This window comes from Sphingomonas faeni, assembly GCF_024273235.1.
Classification (GTDB): Bacteria; Pseudomonadota; Alphaproteobacteria; order Sphingomonadales; family Sphingomonadaceae; genus Sphingomonas; species Sphingomonas faeni_A.
Genome location: NZ_JANBVH010000081.1, coordinates 1 through 2,372 on the forward strand (window position 1 = coordinate 1; position 2,372 = coordinate 2,372).

At 55.1% G+C, this 2,372-nt stretch carries 2 rRNA genes; both read left to right on the forward strand.

The features are described 5' to 3' along the window. A 23S ribosomal RNA gene (locus NLI89_RS21510) occupies nucleotides 1-1,892 on the forward strand; the annotation flags it as partial. Between the two features lie 225 nt (nucleotides 1,893-2,117). Then, nucleotides 2,118-2,232 (forward strand): 5S ribosomal RNA (gene rrf / locus NLI89_RS21515). The last annotated feature ends 140 nt before the right edge of the window (nucleotides 2,233-2,372 follow it).

The window sequence follows — 2,372 nt, forward strand, 5'->3', positions numbered from 1 at the left end:
ATGGGCTAGGGGGTCGCGAGATCTACCAAACCTAACCAAACTCCGAATACCTAAGAGTGATATGCGGGAGACAGACGGCGGGTGCTAAGGTCCGTCGTCAAAAGGGAAACAGCCCTGACCTACAGCTAAGGCCCCCAAATCGTATCTAAGTGGGAAAGCATGTGGGACTTCCAAAACAACCAGGAGGTTGGCTTAGAAGCAGCCATCCTTTAAAGAAAGCGTAACAGCTCACTGGTCTAAACAAGAGGTCCTGCGGCGAAGATGTAACGGGGCTCAAGATACGTGCCGAAGCTTAGGGTGTGCCACTTATGTGGTACGCGGTAGCGGAGCGTTCCGTAAGCCTGTGAAGCGATCTGGTAATGGGTCGTGGAGGTATCGGAAGTGCGAATGCAGACATGAGTAGCGATAAAGAGGGTGAGATGCCCTCTCGCCGAAAGACCAAGGGTTCCTGCGCAAGGCTAATCCGCGCAGGGTGAGCCGGCCCCTAAGACGAGCCCGAAGGGGGTAGTCGATGGGAACCACGTTAATATTCGTGGGCCTGGTGGTGTGTGACGGATCATGTGTGTTGTCATCCCTTATCGGATTGGGATGGCTTCGAAATGGTTCCAGGAAATAGCCCCACCGTATAGACCGTACCCGAAACCGACACAGGTGGTCAGGTAGAGTATACCAAGGCGCTTGAGAGAAGTGTCCTGAAGGAACTCGGCAAATTGCCTCCGTACCTTCGGAAGAAGGAGGCCCTCACTATGCGCAAGCACTTTGAGGGGGCACAGGCCAGGGGGTAGCGACTGTTTAGCAAAAACACAGGGCTCTGCTAAGTCGGCTTCAAGACGACGTATAGGGCCTGACGCCTGCCCGGTGCCTGAAGGTTAAGTGGAGGGGTGCAAGCTCTGAAATGAAGCCCAGGTAAACGGCGGCCGTAACTATAACGGTCCTAAGGTAGCGAAATTCCTTGTCGGGTAAGTTCCGACCTGCACGAATGGCGTAACGACTTCCCCACTGTCTCCAGGACATGCTCAGCGAAATTGAATTCTCCGTGAAGATGCGGAGTACCCGCGGTTAGACGGAAAGACCCCGTGCACCTTTACTGCAGCTTCAGAGTGGCATTAGGAAGAAACTGTGTAGCATAGGTGGGAGGCTTTGAAGCATCGGCGCCAGCTGATGTGGAGCCATAGGTGAAATACCACCCTGTTTGTTTCTGATGTCTAACCTCGTTCCGTAAGCCGGAACAGGGACCCTCTGTGGCGGGTAGTTTGACTGGGGCGGTCGCCTCCTAAAGAGTAACGGAGGCGCGCAATGGTGGGCTCAGGACGGTCGGAAACCGTCTGTTAGAGTGCAATGGCATAAGCCCGCCTGACTGCGAGACTGACAAGTCGAGCAGAGACGAAAGTCGGTCATAGTGATCCGGTGGTCCCTCGTGGAAGGGCCATCGCTCAACGGATAAAAGGTACGCCGGGGATAACAGGCTGATAACCCCCAAGAGCTCATATCGACGGGGTTGTTTGGCACCTCGATGTCGGCTCATCACATCCTGGGGCTGGAGCAGGTCCCAAGGGTTTGGCTGTTCGCCAATTAAAGTGGTACGTGAGCTGGGTTCAGAACGTCGCGAGACAGTTTGGTCCCTATCTGCCGTGGGCGTCGAAATTTGAGAGGAGTTGACCCTAGTACGAGAGGACCGGGTTGAACATACCTCTGGTGTACCAGTCGTTCCGCCAGGAGCGCAGCTGGGTAGCTATGTATGGACGGGATAACCGCTGAAAGCATCTAAGCGGGAAGCCTCCCTCGAGATAAGATTTCATAGAGCCGTCGGAGACCACGACGTTGATAGATCGGATGTAGAAGTGCGGTAACGCATGGAGCTAACCGATACTAATTGCTCTATTCGCGCTTGAGAGTCTCACACCATCAATGACAACACTGGGTCCGCCCAGTTAGCCAACGATGCGTGCGGATGATTACCCAAGTCGAACGCCAGATTGCCAATCCCCTCGCCGTCGAGGGATTGGTCACACTACAAACACAACCATGCACGGTATCGATTTTAAAACCCCACCAAGGCGCAAGCCACGGTGGGGTACCCAAGCATTCCCCAACGTATCGTCGCACCGGCTCCATTGCCTGGTGGCTATAGCGTCGGTGTCCCACCCGATCCCATTCCGAACTCGGCCGTGAAACCCGCCTGCGCCAATGGTACTATCGCTCAAGCGATGGAAGAGTAGGTCGTCGCCAGGCATTGAAGCCCGTGCGACGATACGTAACTGGAAACGCTTAAAACCCATTCACATGTCATCTACCCTATGTCCGCACAACCGGACCGTCGCGGGGTGGAGCAGCCCGGTAGCTCGTCAGGCTCATAACCTGAAGGTCACAGG